Annotated in this window: 18 protein-coding genes and 2 pseudogenes; 9 read left to right on the forward strand and 11 right to left on the reverse strand. The window is 63.0% G+C overall.

Annotation, left to right across the window (positions count from 1 at the left end; all coding sequences use genetic code 11):
• Positions 1-97: 97 nt before the first annotated feature.
• Positions 98-1087, reverse strand: coding sequence for a helix-turn-helix domain-containing protein (locus AC07OD_RS13330; protein ID WP_494597050.1), 990 nt, complete (start codon positions 1085-1087; stop codon positions 98-100).
• 225 nt (positions 1088-1312) lie between these two features.
• Here AC07OD_RS13330 and AC07OD_RS13335 point away from each other — a divergent pair, with 225 nt between their 5' ends.
• The 5 genes and pseudogenes from AC07OD_RS13335 to AC07OD_RS13355 form a co-directional block, all read left to right on the forward strand.
• Positions 1313-3295, forward strand: coding sequence for an IPTL-CTERM sorting domain-containing protein (locus tag AC07OD_RS13335; protein WP_494597052.1), 1983 nt, complete (start codon positions 1313-1315; stop codon positions 3293-3295).
• A 58-nt stretch (positions 3296-3353) separates the two neighbouring features.
• The gene (locus AC07OD_RS13340) at positions 3354-5003 is read left to right on the forward strand and encodes an IPTL-CTERM sorting domain-containing protein (protein WP_494597054.1); all 1650 of its coding nucleotides are present in this window, start codon (positions 3354-3356) and stop codon (positions 5001-5003) included.
• Between the two features lie 127 nt (positions 5004-5130).
• The gene (locus AC07OD_RS13345; protein ID WP_369643951.1) at positions 5131-5373 is read left to right on the forward strand and encodes a hypothetical protein; all 243 of its coding nucleotides are present in this window, start codon (positions 5131-5133) and stop codon (positions 5371-5373) included.
• A 39-nt stretch (positions 5374-5412) separates the two neighbouring features.
• Positions 5413-6285 (forward strand): Lcl C-terminal domain-containing protein, encoded by an 873-nt coding sequence (locus tag AC07OD_RS13350; RefSeq protein ID WP_494597369.1) that lies wholly within the window; start codon positions 5413-5415, stop codon positions 6283-6285.
• Between the two features lie 335 nt (positions 6286-6620).
• Positions 6621-6817: pseudogene (locus AC07OD_RS13355) on the forward strand (IS3 family transposase); the annotation flags it as partial.
• A gap of 142 nt (positions 6818-6959) precedes the next feature.
• On the opposite strand, the gene AC07OD_RS13360 reads toward AC07OD_RS13355, so the two are convergent.
• A complete protein-coding gene (locus tag AC07OD_RS13360; RefSeq protein WP_494597056.1) occupies positions 6960-8003 on the reverse strand; it encodes a GlxA family transcriptional regulator in 1044 nt (347 codons plus the stop codon).
• Between the two features lie 693 nt (positions 8004-8696).
• Here AC07OD_RS13360 and AC07OD_RS13365 point away from each other — a divergent pair.
• A complete protein-coding gene (locus tag AC07OD_RS13365; RefSeq protein WP_494597058.1) occupies positions 8697-10448 on the forward strand; it encodes a methyl-accepting chemotaxis protein in 1752 nt (583 codons plus the stop codon).
• A gap of 273 nt (positions 10449-10721) precedes the next feature.
• On the opposite strand, the gene AC07OD_RS13370 is transcribed toward AC07OD_RS13365, so the two are convergent.
• On the reverse strand, positions 10722-11630 hold the full coding sequence (locus AC07OD_RS13370; RefSeq protein WP_494597059.1) for a bestrophin family protein: 909 nt from the start codon (positions 11628-11630) through the stop codon (positions 10722-10724).
• Between the two features lie 331 nt (positions 11631-11961).
• Between AC07OD_RS13370 and AC07OD_RS13375 the strand changes: the two genes are divergently transcribed.
• Both AC07OD_RS13375 and AC07OD_RS13380 read left to right on the forward strand, forming a co-directional pair.
• Entirely contained in the window at positions 11962-12597 is a 636-nt protein-coding gene (locus AC07OD_RS13375) for an FABP family protein (protein WP_494597061.1), read from the forward strand.
• Between the two features lie 373 nt (positions 12598-12970).
• Positions 12971-13215: pseudogene (locus tag AC07OD_RS13380) on the forward strand (DUF3363 domain-containing protein); the annotation flags it as partial.
• Between the two features lie 177 nt (positions 13216-13392).
• Here the strand turns inward: AC07OD_RS13380 and AC07OD_RS13385 are convergent.
• From AC07OD_RS13385 to AC07OD_RS13420, 8 genes are all read right to left on the reverse strand, one after another.
• Positions 13393-14310 carry a leucine-rich repeat domain-containing protein gene (locus AC07OD_RS13385; protein ID WP_494597063.1) on the reverse strand — a complete coding sequence of 306 codons (918 nt, stop codon included), beginning with the start codon at positions 14308-14310 and terminating at the stop codon, positions 13393-13395.
• 70 nt (positions 14311-14380) lie between these two features.
• Positions 14381-15334, reverse strand: a complete 954-nt coding sequence (locus AC07OD_RS13390; RefSeq protein WP_494597065.1) for an IPTL-CTERM sorting domain-containing protein — start codon at positions 15332-15334, stop codon at positions 14381-14383.
• A 118-nt stretch (positions 15335-15452) separates the two neighbouring features.
• Entirely contained in the window at positions 15453-16433 is a 981-nt protein-coding gene (locus AC07OD_RS13395) for a helix-turn-helix transcriptional regulator (RefSeq protein ID WP_494597067.1), read from the reverse strand.
• 340 nt (positions 16434-16773) lie between these two features.
• Positions 16774-17412: a response regulator gene (locus AC07OD_RS13400; RefSeq protein ID WP_369643960.1), complete on the reverse strand. Its 639-nt coding sequence runs from the start codon at positions 17410-17412 to the stop codon at positions 16774-16776.
• The gene (locus tag AC07OD_RS13405) at positions 17409-18470 is read right to left on the reverse strand and encodes a PAS domain-containing sensor histidine kinase (RefSeq protein WP_369643961.1); all 1062 of its coding nucleotides are present in this window, start codon (positions 18468-18470) and stop codon (positions 17409-17411) included. Before AC07OD_RS13405 ends, AC07OD_RS13400 begins: the two co-directional genes overlap by 4 nt.
• A 56-nt stretch (positions 18471-18526) precedes the next feature.
• On the reverse strand, positions 18527-20032 hold the full coding sequence (locus AC07OD_RS13410) for a methyl-accepting chemotaxis protein (RefSeq protein ID WP_494597070.1): 1506 nt from the start codon (positions 20030-20032) through the stop codon (positions 18527-18529).
• A 51-nt stretch (positions 20033-20083) separates the two neighbouring features.
• Positions 20084-21043: a porin gene (locus tag AC07OD_RS13415; RefSeq protein WP_494597072.1), complete on the reverse strand. Its 960-nt coding sequence runs from the start codon at positions 21041-21043 to the stop codon at positions 20084-20086.
• Between the two features lie 131 nt (positions 21044-21174).
• A complete protein-coding gene (locus tag AC07OD_RS13420) occupies positions 21175-22845 on the reverse strand; it encodes a long-chain-fatty-acid--CoA ligase (RefSeq protein WP_494597074.1) in 1671 nt (556 codons plus the stop codon).
• A 212-nt stretch (positions 22846-23057) separates the two neighbouring features.
• Here AC07OD_RS13420 and AC07OD_RS13425 point away from each other — a divergent pair, with 212 nt between their 5' ends.
• Entirely contained in the window at positions 23058-24197 is a 1140-nt protein-coding gene (locus AC07OD_RS13425; protein ID WP_494597075.1) for an ABC transporter substrate-binding protein, read from the forward strand.
• Positions 24198-24293: the final 96 nt, after the last annotated feature.

Below are 24293 nucleotides of genomic sequence, written 5' to 3' on the forward strand. Positions count from 1 at the left end.
GAGATACTTCACCGGTAGAGTTCGAAAGACGCCATTTCCAACGGCTCAAAAGTGTCTAGGGAATCCGGGGCGATTCAGTTAGTGCCCTCAGGCCGACTCACTGCGGCCTCCATCGTGCCTCGCCCGGCGTCACACCGTAGTGCTGCTTGAACGCCCGGCCCAGAGCCGACGCCTCTGAAAACCCACAGGCACATGCAACGACCTCGATGCTCATTCCCGCGTTACGTGGCTCCTTCAGCATGGCATGGGCAGCTTGGAGGCGGGTGTGGCGCAGGGTTTCTTCGTAGCTGGTACCTGCCGATGCCAGCACGCGCTGCAACTGACGTGCCGATATGCCCTGGCGTGCAGCGAGCGATTGCAGACTCAGGCGGCTGGTGGCCAGGTGAGCGGCCATGTCGGCACGTACAGCCCGCAGCCTCACCGCAGCCAGACTATTCTCCTCAGCCCAGGCAGCATAGTCGGGCGACTGGCCCATGGCCACGGCCAGCATGTCCTGCAGCTGGCGCACTACCAACTGCTGGCTGCCGGCCCCTTCCAGGGGCTCTGATTCGATCAGTTTACCGTAGCGCTGCAGCAGGCCCAGCATGGGCGTGGGGCGCAGAGCCAGCATGGGGGCTTCACCTAGGCGCGGCAACATGCGCTCCATCTCGGAATGCGGCACGCGCAGGGCCCACGATGCACCTGCCTGCTCCATCACGATCTGCATAGGCCTCGCCTGCGATAGCAGGGCCGCCTCGCCCGGCCGCACGCGCAGTGCATCACGGCCTGGCTGACCGATGGTCATGCCCACTGAGGGCATCACCAGCATCAAATCGTCCTGCCCGTCCTTGCAAAAGGCCGCCGTGCGCGTGCTGCTTACGGCGCTGGCCTGTGAACTGCCCCAACTGGCACCCGGCAAGGTGCGCAGCCCAGCCTCGTAATGCAGCGGCTGGTTCTGGTGGACGGGGGCAACATCCACCCGCATCAAGCCGGCCAGGTAGTCGCGCATGGCCTTCAAATTCCGGTCGCCGGGCATGCCGGACAGGCGCAGCGTCGCCGTAGGGGCCGCCGCTTCTGCGGTCTGGGGTGAGTCTACAGAGGGGCTCATGCGCCGCTCCTTTCCTGTTGTGTTTCCGGTTCGGATACCTGCACAAATTGTCGCAAATAGGGCGTGTCGTGTGGCGTCATTTCCTTGGCGTTTGCCGTCATTGCCGCAGCCCTGGGGGCACTGAAAAATCTGTGGATTGAGCCCTGTCACATATCAACGGCTATCAAGATAGTTAGCTTGATGCGCATGAATGGCGGGCGCTAGAGCAAGAAAAAAGTACACCTTATGACATGCCGCCCCCTGTCCTCGACGCTGCTGCTCGCCAGCCTGTTCTGCGCCTCTGCGGGGGCCGCCACGGTCATCGTCACCAATGTGGGCGACGCACCGCTGGGCGGCGCGGTGAATTGCAATCCCGGCAGCGCCACTTGTACGCTACGCGCGGCCATCGAGCAGGCGAACGCCAACATCGACGCGGACACCATCGCCTTCAACTTTGGCGGAACGCCCACCACCATCAGTCCCGCCACGCCGCTGCCCGCTATCGCCTCCCAAGTCACCATCGACGGCTACACCAACGGCGGCACCCCCAACAGCGCCGCCACGGGAACGAACGCGGTCATCACCGTGCGCATCGATGGCGCGAATGCCGGCGCCGACACATTCGGCATTCATCTGCGGCCCGGCGCATCCGACTCGGTGGTGCGCGGCCTGGCCATCACACGCTTCGGCCATGCGGGCATGCTGGTCACTTCCAACCAGACCTACGACGTGTACCGGGTGCAGGTTCTTGGCAACTTCATCGGCACCGACGGCAGCGGGTCGCCGGACGACGCGGCCGGCCTGCTCGCCAACCGGCACGGAATCTACGTAGCCAACTACGCCCAGAGCACCTCGGTCGGCGATGGCTCCCCCGCCGGGCGCAACCTGGTCGTGGCCCGCACCGATGGCATAGGCATCGCCGCCTCCGACAGGGTGCTGGGCACCCGTATCCACGACAACCTCATCGGCACCGGGCGCAGCGGCAACCAATTGCGTGGCGACGCGGCCACCGGCGTCCAAGTCTATGGTAGCAACAGCGTCACCATCCGCACCAACGTGATCGGCGCGCGCCAGACGGGCATCGACATCGTCAACGAGAGCGACAGCAACGACATCCAGGCCAACCGCATCGGCGTGGGCGCCGACGGCGCCTCGCCCATCGGCGGCAGCGGCCACGGCGTGTTCATCCGCAATCAGCAAAACATCAACCAATCCTTCCCCTGGCACAACCGCGTGGGTGGCGCGGGCGCGAGCGAGGGCAACACGATCGCCCACTGGGGCGGCAGCGGCATCCGCGTGGAGCACAACCTCTTGCAGGTGAAAAACCCTCAGGGCAATAATTGGCGCGGCAACAGCATCTACAGCAACGGCGCCTTGGGCATCGAGCTGATCGACCCTGCCAACCCAGCCGCCGTGGGCTCCGACCCCGCGCAGCCCCAGCCCATCTGGGCGGTGCGCCAACCCATGATCGCCAGCACCACCGGCAGCGCCGCCGGCACGCAAATCTACGCCACGCTGATGGACAGCCAATCGCCCAGCGCCGTCTACCGCGTGGAGGCCTTCGCCAACACCGCCTGCGATGCCAGCGGCTATGGCGAGGGCCAAGTCTTCCTGGGCGCGGCCGACGTGCAGACCCACCCCAGCGGCGGCTGGGCCGGGACGCTGGCCTTTGCCGCCCTGCCCGCCGGCCACACCCATGTGGCGCTGACGGCCACCCTCATCGGCAAGAACGGCTACGCGGAGAGCTCCGAGTTCTCGCGGTGCGTGGCCGTGCAGGTGCAAGGCGGCGCGGGCGGCGGCGCCACGCCGCCCGCAGTGACGCCGGGCAGCGCCAGTGTGCCGGTGAACCAACCCTTCAGCCACACCCTGGCGCAGTACGTGACGGCCACCGACGGCGACGCTCTCCAGCCCTACGCGCTGCTCGGCACGCTACCGCCGGGCGCGGCCTTCAATGCCGCCACAGGCCAGCTCACCGGCACGCCCACCGCGCCTGGCACCTACCCGCTGATGTTGTCCGCCACCGACAAGGACGGCACCGCCAGCGCGGTGTTCACGCTGACAGTGACGGGCACTGGCAATCCAGGCGGGCCGGGTGGGCCAGGCAACCCAGGTGGCGCCGTGGCCGTGCCCACGCTGGGCCACGCCGCCTTGGCGCTGCTCTCTGGCCTGCTGGGCGCTCTGGGCCTGTGCCACCGATTCACTATCAAAAAGAGAGCTATTCGCGTCTGATGGACAAGCGCTAGTACCCAAAAACACTCAAAAAAGGCCTACTGAGGAGGAACCATCCATGCAAACCATCCGCACCCTGTCCGCCGCGCTGCTGCTCGCGTACCTGTTCTGCCCCCCTGCGGGGGCGGCTACCTTCGTTGTCAACGAAGAAGGTGACGGCATCGACACTAGTCTGGGCGACGGCCTGTGCACCACCACGGTCGGCCACTGCTCGCTGCGCGCGGCCCTGCTGGAATCCTCCATGCACGCAGGCCCCCACCGCATCGAATTCAACGTCCCCACCGCGCCCAACACGCCCGCCGTCATTGCGCCCAACTCGCCCCTGCCCGTCATTGCCAGGCTCATCGTGATCGATGGCACCACGCAGCCTGGCTCCAGCGCCAACACGCTGGCGGTGGGCAACAACGCCGTCGTCAACGTGCGGCTGCACGGGGCCAACGCGGGCGCGGCAAACGGCCTGCGGTTCGACGCGGGCGCGTCCAACTCGGTGGTGCGCGGCCTGGCGATCACGGGTTTTCAGAACAACGGCATCGTTCTGAACGGGCTGAACGTGCCGGGCGGCCTGAGCGGGGTGACCATTGCGGGCAACTTCATCGGCACCGACGGCTCGGGCTCCATCGCCGATGCCACGGGCACGCTGGCCAACACGCGGGGCATCTTCATCTACGACGGCGCTGCCAACACCATGGTGGGCGGCAGCGCCCCCGCTGACCGCAACCTGATCGTGAGCGGTTCCCTCAGCTTCGGCATTTCGGTGAGCTCCACCTCCACCGGCACCCAGGTGCGGGGCAACTACATCGGCACCAACCGCGCGGGCCTGCTGCGCGTCGGCACCTATGTGGGGGTGGCCGTTGACGCATCGGGCGGCAGCGGCCTCTATGGCAACGTGATCGGCGCCATCGACACGGGGGTGCTCCTGTATGGCGGCGTCAGTGGCGTTTCCTTGCAGGGCAACGCCATCGGCGTGGGGGCGGACGGCGCGGCCAACATCGCGGGCTCCGGCAGCGGCGTGTACATCACCAACGGCGGAACGGCCTGGAGCCCATCGCTCATCCGCGTGGGCGGCGCCGACCCCGGCGAGGGCAACACCATTGCCCACTGGGGCGGCAACGGCGTGCGCGTGGAGCGCAACGATGCGGGCGCGCCCGACCTGCATTACCACAGCATCCGGGGCAACAGCATCCACAGCAACGCGCTGGCGGGCATCGAGCTGATCGACACCGCTGGCGGCAGCGTCACGGTGAACAGCGGCCAGCCCGCCCCCGCCATCACCAGCACAACGGGCAATGCGCAGGGCACAGTGGTGAACTTCAGCCTTGCCAACGCGGCTGCCAATGCCACACATATCTACGAGGTATTCAGCAACGCCACTTGCACGCCCCAGGGGCGTACCTACCTGGGCGGGCTGCAAGCGGGTACCGACGGCAGCGGCACCTACACCGGCAGCATCAACCTGCCGGCCGTGCCAGCAGGGAGTTTCCTGACCATGACGGCCACGCACAACTTCGGCGGCAACAACCAGTTGGAGACTTCCGAGTTCTCGGGCTGCGTGCAGGTGCAGGCCGGCCCGGGCGGCCCCGGCGGCAATCCGGGCGGTCCCGGTGGCCCCGCCGCCATCCCCACACTGGGCCATGCGGGGCTGGCGCTGCTGTCTGGCCTGCTGGCAGGCGCGGGCGCGCTGCAGCGGCGCAAACGAGGTTGTGAATAGAAAGTGGTTGAAGCGCCTCCTCAGCGGGCGCCAAAAGCTATCAGATCGGTACCTGACCGATCATGTGGGCGGCTCGAAATCTCTGGCGGCCCCAAGCCCCAGCGCGGGCATCCGCAAAAGCATCTGCGTGCCCCTCCGCGACACCGTCGATTCGGTGCAGCATATGGACGCCACGGGCAGACGCGCGCCGGCGCCCGGCCCCGTCAACCCCTGGGGCTTCTTCGGCGCCATCATCTGCTACGTGCCCATCAGCAGCACGTCCACCGGCTTCGACACGTTCACCTACACCGCCATCGATGTCGATGACAACGAGAGCGCGCCCGTCTCGGTGACGATCGAAGTTTTCGAGGTCAAGGTACCACCGATATGAAGTATCCAACCGCCGCCGCCCCGGCCCTGCTGGCCTGCACTGCCCAGGCCGCCCCGCTGCAATGGGACGCCTGCCCCTGGGGCCAGACCTCATCGGGCAGCGCCTGCACCGGCACGCCCGCGCTGCTCACTTGGCAGCAGGCAGCAGGCCAACGCCGCGCTCCACCAAGGCCAAACCGACTGGCGAGTGTCCAACCGCACCGAGCTGGAATCCACCGTGGACTCGGCCGCGCCGGGCGCAGGCACCTTCTGGTCGTCCACCAACTCCCACCCCGCGCCCGCCCAAGCGTGGGGCGTGGATTGTTGCGACAGCGCCTCGCACCCCGCCGCCAAGACCGCCGCCCTGGCCTTGCGCCTTGTTCGCGACGGCACGGCCGCGCAAGCCTTCCAGTCGCCCGGCCCCGCCACCACGCCCGCGCTGCCCCTGCCCAGCCAGCCGGGCCAGACGGCGCAGGCCGTGGTGACGGGTGGCGGGGCGGGCTGCGGCTTTACCCACGCGCAGTTCGTGGCCGCGTCCACCGCGGCCCCGCCCCCTGCCAGCGTGAAGTTGGCGGCTGACCTGTTCGATCTCATCCTCGAAGGCTGCACGCCCAGCCGCACGGTGCAGATCACCATCACCTCCCCGCATGCAATGGCCGCCAACCAGTTCTGGAAGCACGGCCCCACGCCCGGCCAGGGCGCGCACTGGTACGCCTCCCCGCGAGCCACGATCAGCGGCTCTGCGGTGGTGCTGACCCTGACCGACGGCGCGCTGGGCGACGGCGACCTGGACGCGACCAATGGCCGTATCGTGGATGCAAGTGCGCCTGCGATGCCGGTCGCCCCGGCGACCATCCCCACGCTGTCGCTGTGGGGCCTGCTGCTCCTATCGACGCTGTTGGGGCTGGTAACGTGGCGATGGCGACGCGCGTAGATCGCTATATTGTTGATCTCCACGCAAGCCGAACCCAGCGGCGATGCGGAAAAAAAACATGAACTACTAGGAGGTAGTTCACATATTCGTACAGAGACAGAATTCGCGCCAGATAAGCCATACGTCAAATGTTACAACCTTGTCAGGCCAGACCGCCGTCGGCAGGGCTACCCAGAAGGAGGCGGCTGTTGACCACTATCTTTCTTACAATCTCTGCATTGTTGCCACCGTAAGGGCGCAGGGCTACACTGGTCGTAGGATGTTGACTGCATGTAGTTGCGAGACGCTTCCTGAAAGCAGGAAGACCGTGTTGACCGGTAAAGATTCTCTGAGACATAGGGACGCATCGGTACGCGGAGCGCGTCAATATGATGCTCGATGCTTTCATCGAAAAGATGGCAGGCGGCAACAGCCGGCCGTGGTGCTCACTATCGCTGGCAGGCTGGCTATCGCGGATCGCAGATGTGAAGCTCATTTGCTCGATGTCACGCAAGGGGTGCTCGCCGGACACGCAGCCTGCGGAGGCCTCTTCTTGCTGACCTCGTGCAGCCTGACGGATTCGTGGACGTTGAGGAACTCACCATGCAGCCTGCCATTGAGTTTCGGTTTTCTCGGTAACCGATCCATTCGGGCTGCTCCCAAGCGAGTCAATGCGCTATAGGCCTCATCTAGGTTCACGATGCTACGCTCCGATTCGTGCTGGCCGGGATCAATCCGTCGCTCTTTCGATATTCTCCAGGCGTTACGCCCCAATGCTTTTTAAACCCACGCTGAAGCGTGTCTACCGAATCCAGTCCACACCGATGGGCAATTTGATCAATGCTCCAATCCGTCTCGCGCAGTAGCAATGCGGCATGGCTCAAGCGGGTTGTCAGCACGTACTTCGACGGACTACTCCCGGTAGCCCGCTGAAACAACCGCGTGAGATGCCGCGGACTGAGGGATATATGCTCTGCCATGGTCTCCACGCTCAGGTCGTTGGCCAGGTTCTGGTAAATCCAGGCCAGCAAATCCCTCATTGCGTCACTGGCTTGCGCCTGGGTATTCAGGAGCGGACTCATCTGCGGAGACTGGCCAGGGCGCATTCCTGACAGCACCAAGAGACGCGCAATTTGTGATGCGCAGTCCCTACCCAGGTCCTCTTCAACCAACGCAAGCGAAAGATCAATCCCCGTCAGGATTCCGGCGGAGGTCCAGACGTTTCCATCACGCACAAATATCTGGTCGCTGACCACTGTCGTGCCAGGGCACAGACGTTGAAGCAGTCCACAGGCACTCCAATGGGTCGTGCAGCGTCGTTCTTGTAGTACGTTGGAATGCGCAAGCGCAAACGCTCCAGTACACACACTCGTCACTCGGCGAGCACTGGATGCAACTGCCTTTATCCATTCACAGAGATCACTACGTTGCAGTTCATGGAGCACCACATCCTCATGCCCTCCGGCAATGATGAGCGTATCGATCGATCGAGGATCAATCGCAGCCCAAGGTGCGTCGGGCAGGATCGCAAGTCCAGCATTGGAGTTGACGGCCTTGTCATGCGCCGCGAGCACGCGCAGCGCGTAGCTTCCCGGAAGCCAGACGTTCGCCTTGCTAAAGACGCTCAGGGGACCTGCAATGTCAAGCAATTCCACCCCGTCAAAAACCACCACGGCCACCTGTCTTGCCGACCCAACATTGGCTGATTTTGCGGCAATTTTGTCATTGATATTTCTCATGGCCGACTCTACAAACAAGCTGTTGCTGATGGATTTCTTTGCATAGGACTAGTGCGCATTTCAACACCAAATCGCGTCCTGCCGGTCCAAATCTGATAGATATGAATACGCGTTTTCTGAACGCATTTCCTCCAAGGGAAAAGCAGTGCAAGCGCGATGAGGGTGGTTCAAAATTGGCAGTGCAAACAACGGTTGCACTGCTGTTTCGGAATTCCAAGATATCTACGACAACAGGAAATCCGATGGAAAAACACAGATGTGGGCACGCTGCTGCAAAGGACGGATCGTGCGATGTAGGCAGCCGCCACGGGCAAGAGGCGCGTTGGCACAGCAACTCAATGCCGGACCAAAAAAAGCCAGGCCACTCGTACACACATCCATGCCGCTGGAAGTGCTGCTCCCCGGCGGTTGCACGTTGGGCACGTATTGGATCGCGCCCGCTCGGCCCGCTACAAGGTGCTGGAAGAAACCTAAGCGCAGATCATCATTTGACACAGAAAAGTCGGTCCGAGGCGCCACCAAAGGCCCTCCCCATCATGCAGTTCAAAGGCAACGGCATGCGAACCAGTGAATCTCCTGCCAGCTTAAGGAGATCGAAGTGCTGGTGAACAGGAACGAGAGTGGACAGGTCAAGGGTGTTCCACCACAGGAACGAATGGCAGCCAAATCCAATAAACAACAATGGAGGGAAGAATGAATCGTCTGAATATTTCCACTCGGCTTGTGGCAGCTTTCTCAGCCATGGTGCTTCTGCTTATTATTCTGGGGGGCGTTGCATTAGCACGATCAGCAAGCCAGCACACAGAGCTCAATGACATCGTCACCAGGCGGATTCCCATTACCAAATCCATGGGCGCGCTGGCGGATGGAGTAAACGTTCAAGCCATCCAGTTTCGGAATCTTGCGCTGTCGACATCCGACACCGTCGTCAAGCCATCTCTGGAACGAGTGGCGGGTGCGCGGGCATCGATTGCAAAGGAACTTCCTACACTCACCGACTTGATCCGATCTGAGAAAGGGAAAGAGATCCTGGCTCGCATGCAGCAGCACCGAACGGGCTTCCTGGGGTTGGGCGACGAGTACATCAGCTTGATTCAGAAGGGAGAGAGGGACGAGGCGTTGAAGTTGCTTCAAGATCGACTCCGGCCTGTGCAACTGGAGTACCAGAAGACGATCCAGGAACAGGTCGACTACCAAGCCCAGGTCACTGCGGCCGCTGGCGAGCGGGCGGAGGCTGCGGCCAGATCCTTGGAACGCGATGTATGGATCACCGGTGCGATAGCAGTTGGATTGGCGATCTTCTTGGCGATCACCATCATCCGCTCCATCATCCGCCCGCTGGCACAGGCAGTGGAAGCGGCGGACCGTGTCGCGAATGGTGACCTCAGCGGCCATATCAGCGTGAAGACAACGGACGAGACGGGTCAATTGTTGAGCGCGCTACATCGCATGCAGCAGAGTCTGGTGAATACCGTCAGCGCAGTACGGCAAAACGCTGAAGGCGTGGCATCAGCCAGTTCGCAAATAGCCTCGGGCAACAACGATCTTTCAGCCCGGACAGAACAGCAGGCCAGCGCATTGGAAGAAACCGCCGCATCCATGGAAGAACTGGGTTCCACCGTGCGCCAAAACGCGGACAACGCCCGCGAGGCCAACCAGTTGGCAGTGAATGCATCCACCGTGGCGGTGCAGGGTGGCGACGTAGTGGCTGAAGTAGTCGAAACCATGAAGGGCATCAACGACAGCAGCAAACAGATTGCAGACATCATCAGTGTGATTGACGGCATCGCTTTTCAGACGAACATCCTGGCCTTGAACGCTGCGGTGGAAGCAGCCCGGGCGGGCGAACAAGGCCGTGGCTTTGCCGTGGTGGCCGGTGAAGTCCGCAGCTTGGCTGGCCGCAGCGCCGACGCCGCCAAAGAAATAAAAAGCCTTATCACCGCCAGCGTGGAACGGGTCGAGCAAGGCACCCTTCTGGTAGACAAGGCAGGGACAACGATGACCGAAGTGGTCACATCCATCAGGCGGGTCACAGACATCATGGGTGAGATCAGTGCGGCCAGCAGTGAACAAAGCGCAGGCGTCGGCCAGGTGGGAGAAGCCGTCACGCAGATGGACCAGGTAACTCAGCAAAACGCGGCGCTGGTGGAGGAGATGGCCGCAGCAGCCAGCGCACTGAACGCCCAGGCGGGGGAACTGGTCCGTGCTGTAGCGGTGTTTAAGCTGCCAAACAACGGTAGAAGTGACAGTTCCATCAGTTCCCCAACATCCCCTCAACAGAACAAACCTCCAGCGATGCCGCTGCCAGCCCTGCGTGCGGTACCAACCGCTCCTGTGACTAGTCGCGTGGCCGTGCTAAAAACAGGGCAGCGTGCCTCCGCCATTCCACAGGACCAAGCCGTGAAACATCCTTCAGGCAGAAATGAGGAATGGGAGAATTTTTAGAAGGAGACGGATGATGTCGGCAGAGATTTTCTCCGCGTTGCCTCTCACGCCACTCTTCATCGCATCCTGCTTGCGCCGGATTTTCACTTCCTCCCAGAAGACCGTGCGAAAGCATGCAGAGTTCATCGAAACCAGGGGCGTATCGGAAGCGCTGCCTAGACTCAGGAGAGTGAAAACTCCAGGGACGTCGTGCGCCATGCCGGCATGAAGTTGTACAAGGACAAGAAACGACGCAAGGCCCGGGTCTTCAAAAAAATGTCCCGACAAGCCCGATCAAGTCAAGATGATTTCTGCGGCATCGGGCTTCTCGGGCAACTGCTCACCAAGCATCTCACGAAGAGATTCCTCGATCATGCTGGACATTGCATCCAGAGCAAGGTCGTTCGGAGCCATCCCAAATGGCTCCTCGATCTCCGCCGCCACAGCCTCCAAAGCAAAGAAAGTGTATGCAATGAATCCCGCGACAACGGGAGTCATGGCCCCAATGGAGTCAACCAGACCAAAGGGTAGAAGCAGGCAATAGGTAAAGACTGTTCTATGAATCAGTACGGAATATGTGAACGGAATCGGTGTGTTGGCAATCCTTTCACAGCCGCCGAGTGCATCGCAGAGGTGGGTCATAGAGGATTCCATGACCGGGACGAGCACCGGCGACAGTACACCTTCCTGGCGTTTTTCACGAACCCAATGGCTTGCGTGAAGCAGCAGTGCAGCCGGTTTGTAGCGCAAATTCTGCAAGCGGACACAAGCACTGTCCGAGAGCAGGCGCCGAAGATCAGGGGAAGGGTCACTGCCGCGCAACTGATGTCTCAGAGCATGGACAAAGGCAATCAGATACATCGCGAAGTCGCGCGTATGTGATGGATCATCGATGTGTGTAAGGGCTTGCCGAACCAACGAGCGTGTGTCATTCAACAGCACCCCCCACAACATGCGTGCCTCCCAGTAGCGCGCATAGCTTGTACTGTTGCGAAACCCCAAGAATATTGCCAGAGTCAGGCCGATCAGCGAAAACGGCACGAAGGTCAGCTGGATTTTCCACTGAAGAAGTTGCCCGTGGCACATCGTCACGAGCACCGCGAATCCCGTCGCTGCAACCAGTTGAGGGGCGATGTCAGGCAGGACCGACCCTCGTAGCACAAACAGCATACGCAGCCAGTGAGGACGTGGACGGACGATCACGATGAGTAGAAAAATAGAACCTGTGAAGCCACCAGAAGCCTAGCATTCATCGCAAAAGCTTATCTCGTGTTGTGGAGAGGGCATCCCGATCAGCTAACCGGATGCCCCTTACCTCTGGCTTGAGGTTGTCAGTTTGACACTGGAGAAGCATGCTGCCCGCAGCTGATCCTGATATGGAGCACAACTGGCACTCGCATCCCAGCAACAAACGCCCGTTGTACGTCATTGCCCCTCGGATGGTTCGCAGGACGAGAAGGGGCGATTTCGTATCCAGCGATACTCATGCAAGCAAACAATTGAACCACCGACGACCTCAACCATTGCCTCACCCATGCCCAATTTTCCCGAAGATATTTACACGGAACCCTCCAATCTGGATGGAGATACCCTCGCCAACCTCGGACCGTTGCGCAGAATGGCGGGCGTTTGGCGTGGCGAGAAAGGCATTGATGTCAAACCCAAGGCACAAGGGCCAAAGACACAGGTCTACGTCGAGCACTATGAGTTGCAACCGATAGACCCTCAAACCAATGGCCCACAGGTCCTGTATGGCCTGAGATACCACACCTACATTCACAAGCCAGGCCTGAAGAAGATGTATCACGACCAAGTGGGCTACTGGTTGTGGGAGCCCGCCACCCAAACTGTCATACATACCCTGGCAATCCCACGGGGCCAAATCGCCATGGCAAGCGGCCAAACGAGCGCAGAGTCAGATAGCTTCGAACTCTCAGCCACGCACGGAAGTCTGGTGAACGGGATCGTGTCCAACCCATTCATTGAGCATGCATTCACTACCATGGAGTGGCGTATCAAGGTCATGTTCAACGCTGATGGGACTTGGTCCTACGATCAAGACACGGTAATGCAAATCAGGGGCTTGGTCGAACCTTTTCACCACACCGATCGCAACACCCTCACGAAAATCGCCGAGGCGACACCGAATCCATTGGCCGTCGGGAACTGATCGGCAGACCTCGGTCTTGAACCAACCCGCAAACTTCGGCGCGATTCGGTCGCCTCAGCAGCAAATGCTCATGAATGGGGTTACGAGACAGCGCTGTGCGATGGATTGCCTCGTGGAGGAACAGGTGCCGACGCTGTACGCCCCCTCCCCTTCTCACACACCAATGGCGTGGCAGTTCTGCTGCTGACATCTCAAAGGGATTGCAGTGGGCGAGGCCAATTGACTGCGCACGCGCGCAAAACCGAATCCGCCCTCTACAAGGACGGACCTGGCGCGATGAAGGGCACGCTGGAGCCCACAGCTACTAGATTCTCAATGGGAGAGTTGCTTCAGATGGCGGTGGGCTCTTTCCGGTTAGGAGCAGCCCCAGGGGCGCGGCCAATGTGTGGTCTTGGTGCGCAACCTACTGGGCACACTGCGCAATCGCGAATTAGCGCAGTCCACCAGGGACATTGCCTCCGAAACTGACTTGGAGTGCCCCCTAGCCGACGGCCAGCGTACAGCTGGCATCTACCGCTGCAGCGTGATGCTCTCCAGTGCCGCTATGCGATGCTCGATGACGGTAAGGCGTTCAGCTTGGTACCCTGGAGGCCCGTGATCGAGCAACGACTGGGCGGGTAATTTGCCGCAACGATGCAAGGCGGCGGAGTCGTATATGGAAAACTGGACACTATGGGGTCCGCGGGATGGTCTGCTCGGAGCCGGCTCGCTGGCCGTGCATCCGCGGGCGCTGCGGGTGGTCCTGTTGCACGCGGTAGTGCAGGATGACGTCGAACTGCTGGAGGCCAAAATGCTTCAAACCCGCTGGCGCCGCAGCGCCACGAAGCCGAGCGTGGCGGCGGCCAGCGACAGCAGCGCCAGCGCCCACTCGCCCAGCGTGGGGACGGGGGTGATGCCCAGGCCGGGCGGCGGCGGGGTGCAGGCGGCGTGCCAGGGCGTCTCGCCCGTGGCCACGTTCCAGTCGTTGCTGACGGAGGGCGTGAGGTGGTTGGGGCAGAGCTGCGAATCGTTGGTGAGCAGCGAATTGGGCGCTGCGGGCACGGGACCGGTGAGCAGGTTGTCGTTCACATACAGGCGCTGCAAACCCGGGGGCAGCGTGGGAATGCTGCCCGTGAGCTGGTTGTAGCCCAGGCCCAGTTGCTCCAGCGCGGGCGCGCCGGCCAGCGAGGGGATGGCCCCCGTGAACTGGTTTTGGCGCAGCCCCACCACCCGCAGCGCCGGCAGGTTGTCGAATGGCGGGAGGCTGCCGCTGAACTGGTTGTTGAGGGCGTAGTACCACTGCAAGTGCTGCAGCCCAGCGGGCGCGGGCAACGCACCTGTGAACTGGTTGTTGCCGATACTAAAGAACTCCAATTGCGCCAGGCCCGCGATGGCCGGCACGGGGCCAGCCAGTTGGTTGTTGTACAGCTCGATGGCCTGCAGGTCCGGCAGAGCCGACCAGTCGGGCAGCGGCGTGTTCGCGGGACTGACCAGGTGGTTGGACGAGAACTCCAGCCTCGTGACGGTGTCGCCCGTGCAGACCACGCCGTACCAGGTGCACTCGGTGCCGACGGCGCCGCCCCAGTTGTCCTGCTGTGTCCAGTCCACGCCGCCGGTGGCGGCGTAAAAGTCCAACAGGTATTGCCGCTGCGATGCGGGAATGTCGGCCTGGGCACTGCCTGCGGCCAGCAGGGCAATGAGGGCAAGAAAACGGCGGAGTAAAGAGGCTGTCATGGTGATGGTTCTTCTATGAAATAGATAGCTGCTTGTGCTTTGTGGGGGGGCGCTGGAGCCCAATAAGGCTTCAGACCCTACGCCGCTGCAGCGCGCCCAGGCCCAGCGCGGCGGCGGTGAACGCGAGAAGAGCCAGTGCCCATTCGCCCAGCGTGGGGACGGCCGTGGTGCCGCCCAGCCCCGGCGGCGGGGCGGTGCAGTTGTCGTACCAAGGTGTTTCGGCTGTGGCCGCATCCCACGCCGGGCTGTTCGAGGGCGTGAGGTAGTTGGGGCAGAGGTGCGAGTCGCCGGCGTCCAGCGCGTTGGGGGCAGCGGGTACGGGGCCGGTGAGTTGGTTGTTGCTCACGTTCAGCCGAAGCAGCCCCGGCGGCAGGACGGGGACGCCGCCCGTTAGCTGGTTGTTCTGCAGGGCCAAGATTTCCAGGGTGGACACGCCGGTGAGCGGTGGAATGGGACCGGTCAGCTGGTTGTCGCGCGCCGTGAATCGGGTGAGCGCCGGGAGGTCGGAAAGCGCCGGAATGCTGCCGCTGAACTGGTTCGCGTTGACGTTGTAGGCATCCAGGTGCTGCAGTCCGGCAGGGGTGGGCAGTGCACCGGTGAACTGGTTGACGGCGAGGTTGAAGTCCTGCAACTGCGCAAGGCCCGCAATGGCGGGCGCGGGGCCCGTCAGTTGGTTGTTGCCCAGGGCGATTCTTTGCAGGTCAGGCAGCGCCGCCCAGCCGGGCACGGGCACGCCCACGGAATTGACCAAGTGGTTGCTGCTCAAATGCAGTTCAGTGACGGTGGTGGCACCCCCATCGCACGTCACGCCGTGCCAATTGCACTCGGTGCCTGCGCCGCCGCCCCAGCCGGTGTTGTCGATCCAGGTGGGGCCACCGGTGGCAGCATACAAATCCAGCAGGTACTGCCGCTGCGATGCAGGGATGGCGGCCTGTACGCTGCCTGCGGCCAGCAGGGCGAGGATGATGGAAAGGCCGCTGAAACGGCGCAAAGGACGAAAAGGGCGAAGAAATGTGCTTGTCATGGCACAGCCTATTCTGGGAAAACGGCTGTGCGGTGTCGTTGTCGGCAACGACAAATGACTGGTTCAAAACGACATAAAGAGCAAAGGCTCCGGGCGTCGCGTGCGCAACGCGCAATACTCAACCTGCGTTGCGCACCTCGGTCGGCGTCATGCCGAAGCGCCGCTTGAAGGCCCTGCTGAAGGCGGAGAAGTCGTCGAAGCCGTTGTCTTGCACGATCTGCAGCACCAGGCGGTGGCGCTGGCGGGGATCGGCCAGCGCGGCGCGCACGCGGTCGAGCCGTGCGTCGCGCACGAAGTCGGAAAAGCAGGTGCCCTCGCGCGCGAACAGGCGCTGCACCTGGCGCGGAGTGAGGTGGTGCCGGCGCGCGATCTGCGCCAGGCTCAGTTCATGCTGGTCAACGCGCGCGAGGATGTCGCGCCGAATCAGTGCCAGGCGCGGTACGTGCAGTGCATCGCTCTCGGGCGGCTGCTCGCTTCGCGCGACAGGCGCGAGCATACGGGCCATCAGCTCCAGCAGGTGCGACTGGGCCGATTGCAGCAGCGGTAAGGACAAGGCGGGGTCACCGGGCATGCTGGCAAGCAGTTGTGCATAGCCCATGGCGAGAGCGGGTTCGGGCATGTCTGGGGGCAGTAAGCGCAGAGGGGCTTCTTCCAGCCCCGGCACCTGCTGCGCCAGAGCGGAATGAGGCACCAGAATGGCAGCGCTGCAACCGCCGTGGGGCGTGATGTATTCGTGCACGCGCGCTTTGGAGATGATGCCGAATCTGCCGTTCGAAAGGTCAATGCTTTCACGCGGCGTGTGGACGGTGCTGCGGCTCCAGCTCACCCCCAGGTACACGTCGTCAGCACCATCGCGCAGCATCTCGGGCGAGCGCCAGATGTGCATGGGCGTGTGCTCGGTGCGCACGTACACGCAGTCGTCGCCCAGAGGCATGACGGTAGCTGACAGATCCAGCGGAACCGCGCCCTCGCAAGGCCACAGATCCACGCGCATGACCTCGCGGCCCAGCAGTTCGCGCACTGCATCGGCTTTGTCGCGCCCGGCGTAGTCGCACGAGGACAGGCGCATTCTCTGAGGAACGGCGAGCGTTTCAGGCATGGTGGCTCCAGGGAATGATCACCGCAGTGTAGATGCCCGCTGGTAGTGGTCGGCCGGATGGGGTTGTGCGGCAAGTGCTCCGGGCGTCTGCTTTAACAATCAGACTGCTGGCAACTATCCGGTAATAGTACGCATTCGTAAAGACTGAGCAAGTGCCCGCAACCAGCCTTGAGCAGGCCTGCTTGACCGCCAGCCATCAAGGTATCGCAGCGCGTACTTTGAATAGCTGACCATCCCCAGCAAATAGTGGAAATTGCGGCCCCATTGACGCCAACACGCGATAAGTACGTCTCCGCCTCAAAAGTACTGCGCGAACCATCCGCGCCGAGAGCGGTCTGTACTACCCATGAACGATCTTATGCCGGATCGCATACATCACGAGTTCGGCGTTGCTCTCAACCCCCAGCTTGCGAAGAATGCGCGTTCGGCTGGAACTCACCGTCTTCACGCTGATGAACATCTTTTTGCCGATTTCAGTCAAGGAAATGCCTTGAGCAATCATGAGCATGATCTGGTGCTCGCGGGCGGACAGCTTGTGGTGCGGCGGCTGGTCGTCGTCTGCACTGGCCGTCTGCAGCAGTAGCCGCTGAGCCGCGATGCTGCTGAGGTAACGCCTGCCAGCGGCCACCTCGCGGATGGCGTGGATCAGTTCCTCGGCCTCGGCATCCTTGGTGAGATATCCACTGGCGCCCGCGCGCAGCGCCACCACGGCGTACTGCTCGGCCGGGTACATCGATAGCAGCAGCACCGGCATCTTCGGAAACTCGGCGCGAAGCGACGGCATGGCCTCCAATCCGCTGCGCCCTGCCATGCTCACATCCAGCAACACGACTTCAAAAGGGGCGCCCCGCAGCTTGGCCAACATTTCACCCACATCGCGCGCTTCATCCTCCACGCGCATGTCCGCTTCGTCCGAAAGCAGCTTGCGCAGCCCCGATCGGAAGATGGTGTGGTCATCAACAACGAGGACTCTGATCATGGTGTCACGGGTATTGAAAGGTGAAGGCTAGTGCCCGCCCCAGGCGCGCACTGCAGATCCAGGGTGCCGCCCAACTCACGTGCCCGCTCTTTCATGCCAAGCAGGCCTCGAGCATCACTGCGGTGGGGGCCTGCGGCGAGGCCCACACCATCATCGCGGATCTCCAGCGACAGCCGATTGGGCGCCTCCTGCCGCAAGGACACCCAAACCTTCCCGGCATGAGCGTGTTTGGCAATGTTGATCAGTGCCTCCTGGAAGATGCGGAACACACTGGTCGCACGGTCGATCTCCAGCCCCTCCAGCGTGTCCGAGGTTTCCCACTGGCATTGCAGCGCATGCCGCGCCGCAAACTGGCGCAGCTCGCGCTGCATGGCCGAGGCCAGCCCCAAGTGGTCGAGCCCGCTGGGCCGCAACTCCTCGGACATCTCCCGCACCGACTGGATGGCCTGGCGCGTGATGTGCATGAGGTCCGCCGCGATCTCCTGGAGCGCAGGATCGTTGACCCGACGCTGCACGCGCTGAGCGTTCATCTTGATGGAGGCCAGCAGCCCGCCCAGCACATCGTGCAGCTCACGCGCGAACAGGGTCCGCTGGCGCTCGCGCTCCTGGTTGATGTGCGCAGCCAGTTGCTGCAGATCGTTGCGCGCCTGGCGCAGCTCTTCTTCGCGCAGGGTCTGCTCGGTTACATCAATGCCCACCCCCATCACCGCAGGTCGGCCCCGGTAGGCCATGCGCGAACCATGCACCTCAAGCAGCACGATACGCCCCTGTTTGTGAATGGCAGGGGTGATGTAGCGCACGCTGTCGATCTCACCTGCGATCCGCTGGTGGTACATCTTCAGCGTGTAGTCGATGGACGATGGAGGGACGAGGTCGCGCAGCGACATGCCGACGATCTCGGAACGGCTGCGCCCGAAGAACTGGGCCCAGGTCTCGTTCGAGTACACGAAGATTTCATCCTGTATGACATAGATGCCCGTGATCGACTGCTCGACGATCGCTTTGAATGACAGGTCCAGATAGTCATCTGCGGTCGAAGGTGGAAGCTGGAGCTGCATGGGTCGGTCGTGGCGGGATCAATACAGGACAACGGTAGGGGGCGGGCGCTCTCGCGTCAAGCGGTGATCGTGGGGGTGACATAAGATCCGCAGGTCACCACCAGGTCACCATGGCGTTCGAAGTAAGCGGACTTGGTCATCGCCTCCTGCGTGAGCGGGTGCAGCCAACGATAGCTCACATGGCCACTACCCTGGCGCCGCGCGCTGGCGACGATCTCGGCCACGAAATGCTTGCCATCCAGATCCTTGAAGTTGCGGCCATCTACACCGACCAATCGGGTGTTAGTGCCATGGGCAACACAGTGAACGTCAGTCGAGTACAACACTAGGTAAAGGTCCCGGTCGATGAGTTCGACGTTCTGAGGGGTGTTGACCTGTTCAATCAGTGCGGCGCCGCCACGGCTCCGTAGTATCCCTACGGCCCGCTGCACGAGAGCCTTTGCATCATCTGCGCTGGCATGGGCTTGGGTTCCCAGGTCGAAAGACGCCACCGATTGCACCAGTTGCAGTGCCTGCTGGTGCAGCGCTGCGACCGGTTCGGCAGCATTGCGACTGAGCGATGCGTTCTGACGCGTCAGCACATCCAGATCCGCGATAGACGCACCAATTGCATGCATGCCTGCCGTTTGCTGCCGGACCGCCGTAGCCATGGCCTCGATGATGCTCGCCACCTGCTGTACGCCGTCCAGCAGTCCCGCCATGGTCCGGCCTGTCTGTCCGGCCATCTCGGCACCGGCATCAACACTGCGGGCCGACCCTTCGATGAGGGTGCGCACCTCGCGAGAGGCTGCGGCGGAGCGCGTTGCGAGGTTGCGCACCTCGTTGGCCACTACGGCAAACCCTCGCCCCGCGTCCCCCGCCCGTGCAGCCTCTACCGCAGCGTTGAGTGCAAGGATGTTGGTCTGAAACGCGATGTTGTCGATCAGGCTGATGATCTCGCCAATCTTGCGCGAGCTGCCTGTGATGCTGCCCATGGTTTCCACCAGCCGTTGGATCACCTGTGCGCCTTGCTTCGCTTGCTCCAGCACGCCGTTGGCTATGTGGTGCCCCCGTTGGGCATCATCGGCATTGGCCTGCAGGGCTGGTGCCAACTGCTCCATAGAGCCGTTGACATCGTCTATCGACGACGCCAACGTGCTCATCATGGCGGCAAAGCGCGTGTGGTCGCTGCCCACATGGCCCGAAGATGTCGCGATGGCCAATGTGCCTGCATGCACATCGCGCACCACGGCAGCCATGCGCTGCTGAAGCGCGGCCAGATCCTGAAGCAGCGGTTCCGCCGGGTCTGCACCGCGCGGATCTTGCGGCGGTGCCTCCAGCGCGCCCGCCACCAACTGCTGCACCTGCCTACGTGCCTGTGCCAGACGACCGGCGTTCCGGGCCGATCGAATGGCCAGCCCAGCATAGCAACAGCCGGCAAGCACAAGGCAAGCCATGACCCCCAGCTGCATCTGGCTTGGCGGTGCCATCGCCAATGCGGCAACTCCCCCCACCACGGAGAAAGCCGCAAGCGCATGCGCCGCCACACCAGCACGATCATTCCAAACTGTGAGCAACCCCATGGAATGTTCCGATCCTTTTCCGGGAACCATGTCTTGGAAGCGGTCTGACACTCAGAACACGTGCTGCAAGCCTACCTCGTAGCCGCTCTTGCGCGCGGGTGCCTTGCTGTCATGCGCGAAAGTTGTGTATACGCTGGTGCGCTTGGACAGGAAGTGGTGATAACCCAGCGCCAACTTCTGCGAGGCAACCACATCGGCGCGCTTGTAGTGCCCGAAGCTGGCCCGGAACTGGCCCGTGCCCACAGGGACCACCGACGACAGGGCCCATGTGCGCACGCTGGCATCGGTGTGGTCCGTACCACCAGCGACCATGGCGTTAAGCGTGAACGCGGCAAAGTCATAGCCACCGAACAGCGTGGCGAGCTTGGAACGCCCGTCGGCGGGCTTCTCGTAGCCGAAGCGCAGTTGCCAGGGGCCCGGCGCAAAAGCCAGTGCATACGAGTACGGCGTCTTGTGCGGAGTGCCCGACCAGCCAGGATTGGCGTCCTTGGCCGCCACCTGCGCCGTGAACGAGAAGGCACCCGCGTCGTAAGCATAGGTGGCAGCATCGTTGTACCAAAGGTTGCCGATATAACCCGTACCTGCTGCAAAGCCGTTTGTGGTGTTGTCCCAGAACCAGGGGTCCACCAGGAGCTGCGGCAGCAGCGCCGCCGTCATCTGCCGCCCCAGCGTGAGTGAACCCCAGCCTCCGCGCAGGGCCACAGACGACTCCTGCGTCCAGTAGGTGCCTGCAGGAGAGTTGAGCACCGCGCCAGGCGCGTTGGTCGTACCACTGTCGGCGTTGATCCGGGTCGCCAGCTTGAAGCTGGCCAGCATGCCGCCACCCAGGTCTTCAGTGCCAGCAAACGTGAGGTGGCTCATGGAGCCCGTCCCCATGCGCGTCTGTCCGGCCCCAATGTCTTTTCCCACGTTCAGGTCGATGCGCCCCGACAGTGTGATGCTGGACTGCGCGAAGGCCGACGTGCTGGCAAGCAATAGGGCCGCGGCGGGCAGTGTGATGCGGGCAATCATGGCGTGTGGTCTCCTTCCCTTCGAGGGATCTGTTGTGGTTAAGTAAAAATGAGGGGACAGCCTGCTGCGCCCCACGGGTCGTGGGGCCTGCGGGACCGTTGGCGCAAGAACTCCAGCGCGGGGGTACGGCCTCAGGCCAAGGCCGTCAGGGGTTCGTGCGCTGGCGCCTGTGCAAATTTCTGGCGCAGGACTTTCTTGTCGAACTTGCCCACACTGGTCTTGTCGATGGCTTCGACAAAATGGATGCGGTCGGGTACGGCATAGCGGGGGATCAGGCCTTGCTCGACATGCTCCAGCACCAAGGTGCGCAGGGCCTGCTCGGTGGCAGACCCATTGCCAGGGCGTTGCACCACCACGGCGATGGGCCGCTCACCCCAGCGTTCGCAAGGAGCGGCCACCACGGCGGCCTCGGCAACACCCGGGTGGGAGGCCAAGAGCTGCTCCAGGTCGAGCGAAGACACCCACTCGCCCCCGGTCTTGATCACGTCCTTGATGCGGTCTACTAACCGCAGACAGCCGCTGGCATCGATGCGGCCCATGTCTTGGGTGTGCAGGTAGCCACCTTGCCAAAGGGCTTCCGACGCCTCGGCATTGCCCCGATAGCCCTGCGTGAGCCAGGGCGCACGCACCACCACCTCCCCCACGGCTTTGCCGTCGCGGGGTAGCGCGTGCAGGGATTCATCCACTACCCGTATGTCCACCAGCGGCACACTCCAGCCTGCAGTCAGGCGGAAGTCATCGGGCACATCCAGGCCCGGCTGCGCGGGATGCTGCGCCAGCGTGAGGAGCGGACAGGTTTCCGACATGCCATAGCCCGTGAAGATGTCGATACCCTGTGCCAGCGCCTCCTTGCACAGGTGGGGCGGCATCACCGAACCGCCCGAGACGATCTTCCAGCCTTCAAACCGGCGCCCTTGGGCAGCAGCCAGCACCATCTGCAGCACAGTGGGCACGCCGTGCGAAAACGTCACGCCTTCGCGCGCCACCAGGTCCACGATGTGCTCAGCCCGGAAGCGGCCCGGATACACCTGCTTGACCCCCATCAGCGTGGCCACGAACGGCAGACCCCAGGCGTGCACATGGAACATCGGCGTGAGCGGCAGATACACGTCGCCGCGGTGAAAACGCTGGTGCTGCGGGCTGGATGCCAGGCCTGACGCCGCCGCCAGCGTGTGGAGCACGATCTGGCGGTGGCTGAAATACACCGCCTTGGGAAGACCCGTGGTACCGGTGGTGTAGAACGTGGTGGCTAGCGTGTTTTCGTCAAAGTCGCGGAACTCAAAGGCCGTAGGCTGCACGGCCATCAGCGACTCGTACTCACCCACCGTCGGCAGCGGCGTTTGTGCGGGTTGCGCATCCTGTAGCAGCACGATGCGCCGGAGTTGCGGCAGGCGTGGGTGGATGACTTCAAGCACCGGCAGGAAGTCGGCATGCACCAGCAGCGTGGTAGTACCACTGTGGTCCAGCGCATAGGCGATCTGCTCGTTCGACAGCCGGATGTTCACCATCATCAGCGCGGCGCCCATCATGGGCACGGCAAAGTAGCTCTCCAGGTAGCGGTGGCTGTCCCAGTCCATCACCGCCACCACATCACCCGCCCCCACACCCAGCGACTGCAGCATATGGGCCTGCTGCGCAATGCGGCCCGCAAAACCCCGGTAGGTGGTTCGAAACAGATCGCGGTACACGATCTCCTGATCCGGCGCGTTGGCCAGCGGGGTGTGCAGCAGCTGCTTGATGAGCAATGGGTAGCTGTAAGCGGACGGGGTGCGCTCGATCACGCGGTCTTGGGGTGTCTGCACGCTGGTCTCCTGGCGTTCTTTTGTAAGAGTGCGCCGAGCGTAGGCAAAGGGCTGCGATCTGGATGCCAGAAATTTCTGTACGACAGAGCAGATAAGTCCATACCGCAGAGCGGGTCCATGGCAGAAAACCCTGGCGTGCCGGACGGAAAAATCCCGCAGACGCCCGCCGCCTACGCACCCAGCATCGCGCACCACAACACAAGGAGACATAGGTGGAGCAAATTTTCTGGCGCAGGCTGGTTGTTATCGGGGGGCTGTGCGGGGCCCTGTCAGTGGGCGCGGCACCCGTGGCGGAGCTGGTGGTGGGGCAGTCGCTGCCACTATCGGGCGAGCAAGCTGCGCTGGGGCGGCAGTTGAGGCTGGGCGCCGATCTATGGTTCGCCCATGTCAACGCCACCGGCGGTATCCAGGGCACACCAATCCGCCATGTGGTGCTGGATGACGCCTTCGATCCACCCAGCGTGGTGCGCAACACGCGCCAGCTGGTGCAGCAGGAGCAGGCGTCCCTGCTGATGGGCTACCCACTCGCGCAGGGCGTGCGCGCCCTGCTGGCGCAGAAGCTCCTAGTGGCGTCGGGCGTGCCACTGCTCGCACCCGCCACTGGGGCGGAGTGGCTGCGCGAGCCAGTGCATCCCCAGGTATTCCACGTGCGCACCGGCCACGCAGGCGAGGCCGAGCACCTGGCCGGACACCTGGCCACGCTGGGGGCACGCCGCATCACCATGGTGCACGCGGCCGACGAGGACGGCCTCGGTGCCCTCGAAGCCTTGCGCACAGCACTTACCCGCAAGGGACTCACCCTGGCAGGAGCCGCCACCCTCGGCCCGGAAGGATTCGACGCCGCTGTGACGGCCCTGCGGGCGTTGCGGCCCGAGGCCATTGTGCTCATGGCGTCCACACGCCAGGTCGCCGCATTCGCCAAAGCGTACCGAGGCACGGGCGGAACGGCACAACTGCTGAGCTTTGCGCGGGCCGACCACCAGGAAGTGCTGGCCCAGGTCGGCTCCACTGTGGCACGGGGGATGGGCTTCACGCAGGTTGTGCCTTATCCCTACGGAGGTGCCCGGCCGCTGGTGCGCGAATACCGGGCTCTGCTGGCCACCTACGGGCCCATGGACGCCGCTCCCAGCTACGCGGGCTTCGAGGCGTTCATTGCCGCCAAGGTGCTGGTGGAGGCCCTGCGGCGCGCAGGGGGCACGGCCTGGACGCCAGGCCGCGTGGCTACCGCACTGGAACAACTGGGCACGCTTGACCTGGGCGGTTTTGTGGTGCGCTATGGCCGGGACGAGCGCCAGGGCGGGCGCTATGTGGATTTCACCGTGCTGGGCAGCGAAGGGCAGCTGCTGCGCTGACACCGATGGGTGCATCGGATGCCCTGCAGCAAAAAAAACAATAGCAATAAATCGAATGCAGACGATCACAGAAGCCGTTTTCTCTCGCACTCCACA

The organism is Acidovorax sp. GW821-FHT10E03 (genome assembly GCF_059415205.1).

Coding starts and splice junctions, on each gene's coding strand:
- AC07OD_RS13330 (WP_494597050.1), bottom strand. CDS start 1,087: ATGAGCCCCTCTGTAGACTCACCCCAGACCGCAGAAGCGGCGGCCCCT.
- AC07OD_RS13335 (WP_494597052.1), top strand. CDS start 1,313: ATGACATGCCGCCCCCTGTCCTCGACGCTGCTGCTCGCCAGCCTGTTC.
- AC07OD_RS13340 (WP_494597054.1), top strand. CDS start 3,354: ATGCAAACCATCCGCACCCTGTCCGCCGCGCTGCTGCTCGCGTACCTG.
- AC07OD_RS13360 (WP_494597056.1), bottom strand. CDS start 8,003: ATGAGAAATATCAATGACAAAATTGCCGCAAAATCAGCCAATGTTGGG.
- AC07OD_RS13365 (WP_494597058.1), top strand. CDS start 8,697: ATGAATCGTCTGAATATTTCCACTCGGCTTGTGGCAGCTTTCTCAGCC.
- AC07OD_RS13375 (WP_494597061.1), top strand. CDS start 11,962: ATGCCCAATTTTCCCGAAGATATTTACACGGAACCCTCCAATCTGGAT.
- AC07OD_RS13385 (WP_494597063.1), bottom strand. CDS start 14,310: ATGACAGCCTCTTTACTCCGCCGTTTTCTTGCCCTCATTGCCCTGCTG.
- AC07OD_RS13390 (WP_494597065.1), bottom strand. CDS start 15,334: ATGACAAGCACATTTCTTCGCCCTTTTCGTCCTTTGCGCCGTTTCAGC.
- AC07OD_RS13395 (WP_494597067.1), bottom strand. CDS start 16,433: ATGCCTGAAACGCTCGCCGTTCCTCAGAGAATGCGCCTGTCCTCGTGC.
- AC07OD_RS13400 (WP_369643960.1), bottom strand. CDS start 17,412: ATGATCAGAGTCCTCGTTGTTGATGACCACACCATCTTCCGATCGGGG.
- AC07OD_RS13405 (WP_369643961.1), bottom strand. CDS start 18,470: ATGCAGCTCCAGCTTCCACCTTCGACCGCAGATGACTATCTGGACCTG.
- AC07OD_RS13410 (WP_494597070.1), bottom strand. CDS start 20,032: ATGGGGTTGCTCACAGTTTGGAATGATCGTGCTGGTGTGGCGGCGCAT.
- AC07OD_RS13415 (WP_494597072.1), bottom strand. CDS start 21,043: ATGATTGCCCGCATCACACTGCCCGCCGCGGCCCTATTGCTTGCCAGC.